Annotated in this window: 3 protein-coding genes; all 3 read left to right on the top strand. The window is 76.9% G+C overall.

All coding sequences use genetic code 11. From position 1 onward, the window contains the following. The coding region (locus tag ACFV0G_RS38990; RefSeq protein ID WP_380558544.1) for a VOC family protein at positions 1-433 on the top strand (433 nt) is incomplete at its 5' end. A gap of 99 nt (positions 434-532) precedes the next feature. Next, the gene (locus ACFV0G_RS38985; protein ID WP_380558542.1) at positions 533-793 is read left to right on the top strand and encodes a DUF6011 domain-containing protein; all 261 of its coding nucleotides are present in this window, start codon (positions 533-535) and stop codon (positions 791-793) included. Continuing rightward, positions 790-1733 (top strand): N-acetylmuramic acid 6-phosphate etherase (murQ, locus tag ACFV0G_RS38980; RefSeq protein ID WP_380558538.1); only part of this gene is annotated, 944 nt, incomplete at its 3' end. The genes ACFV0G_RS38985 and murQ, both read left to right, overlap by 4 nt.

Below are 1733 nucleotides of genomic sequence, written 5' to 3'. Positions count from 1 at the left end.
GGCCTGCCTAGAGTCGGGGCGTCGGGCCGCCGACGGGGCGGCCGCGTGGAGAGGACGGGCCGTGCTCCGTACCAGCAAGGCGTTCAGCGGCTTCGCCGTGAACGATCTCCGGAAGGCCAAGGACTTCTACGCCGGGACGCTCGGGCTGGAGGTGACCGAGGAGCACGGCATGCTCCAGCTGCACCTCGGCAGCGGAGCCAGGGTCCTCGTCTACCCGAAGGACGACCACGTCCCTGCCACCTTCACCGTGCTGAACTTCCCGGTGGCCGACGTCGAGCAGGCCGTCGACGCGCTGGTGGCGAGCGGGGTCGAGATGCGCCGCTACCCGGGCTTCGACGCCGACGAGAAGGGCATCCTCCGCGGGCCGGGGCCGCGGATCGCCTGGTTCACCGACCCGGCGGGCAACGTGCTGTCGGTGATCCAGGAGGACTGAGCCCTCCGGCCGTCCCACGGCAGGTCCCGGCCCGGCGCGGCCGGGACCGATCGCCGGCCGGGTCTCCCCAGCGGGCCCCGAGGCCGGAAGAATCGGGGCATGCCCGACCCCGAGGTGCCCCCGCCCGCCCTGATCCCGCCCGTCCCGTCCCGGCTGGTGCAGCGCGTCACCTGCCGCCGCTGCGGCCGCCCGCTGCACGACCCGCTCTCCCGCATGCTGCGGCTGGGCCGCGAGTGCCGGGGGCCCGAGGCGCCGGTGCGGGTGGTCGAGGGCGAGCAGGACGCCCTGCCGGGCCTGGCTCCCGTTCCCGGACCCCCGGCGCCCGCGCGGCCCGGGCCAGCGAAGAAGGCCGACCGATGACCGACGACCTGCGTGCCCGGCTCGACGTCCTCGCCACCGAGGCGCACCGGCCGGAACTGGCCGGCCTCGACCGGCTGCCGACCGCCGAGCTCGCGGCCCTGATGAACGCCGAGGACGCGACCGTCCCGGCCGCCGTGGGCCGCCGGCTGCCGGAGATCGCCGCGGCGGTCGACGCGATCGCCGAACGGCTCGCCCGTGGCGGCCGCCTGGTGTACGCGGGGGCCGGCACCGCCGGCCGGCTCGGGGTGCTGGACGCGGCGGAGTGCCCGCCGACCTTCGGCACCGACCCGGGGCAGGTGGTCGCCCTGATGGCGGGCGGTGCACGGGCCGTCACCGAGGCCGTCGAGGGCGCCGAGGACGACCGGAAGGCGGCCGTCGCCGACCTGGCGGGCATCGCGCTCACCCCGGACGACGTGGTGCTGGGCGTCTCGGCGTCCGGGCGCACGCCCTATGCCGTCGCGGCCGTCGAACACGCCCGTGCGCTGGGTGCGCTGACGGTCGGTCTGGCCTGCACCGACGGCTCCGACCTGGGCGCGGCCGCGGAGCACCCGATCGAGGTCGTGACCGGCCCGGAGCTCCTCACCGGCTCCACCCGGCTCAAGGCCGGCACCGCGCAGAAGCTGGTGCTCAACATGGTGTCGACCCTCACCATGATCCGGCTCGGCCGCACCTACGGGAACCTCATGGTCGACCTGCGGGCCACCAACGAGAAGCTCCGCGCCCGCTGCCACCGCATCGTCACCCTGGCCACCGGCGCCGACCCCGGCGCCGTCGACCGCGCCCTGGCCGCCGCCGGCGGCGAGGTGAAGCCCGCGGTCCTCACCCTCCTCACCGGCCGCCCCCCGGCCGAGGCCGCCGCCCTCCTCGCCGAGCACGGCGGCCGCCTCCGCGAGGCCCTGGACGCGGTGGCCGGCGAGGGTCACCCCGCAGGGTCCCGACG

The sequence above is a fragment of the Kitasatospora sp. NPDC059571 genome (genome assembly GCF_042735675.1).
Classification (GTDB): Bacteria; Actinomycetota; Actinomycetes; order Streptomycetales; family Streptomycetaceae; genus Kitasatospora.
Note: the sequence above shows the minus strand (reverse complement) of the source record. Positions and strands in the feature narration are given on the sequence as shown.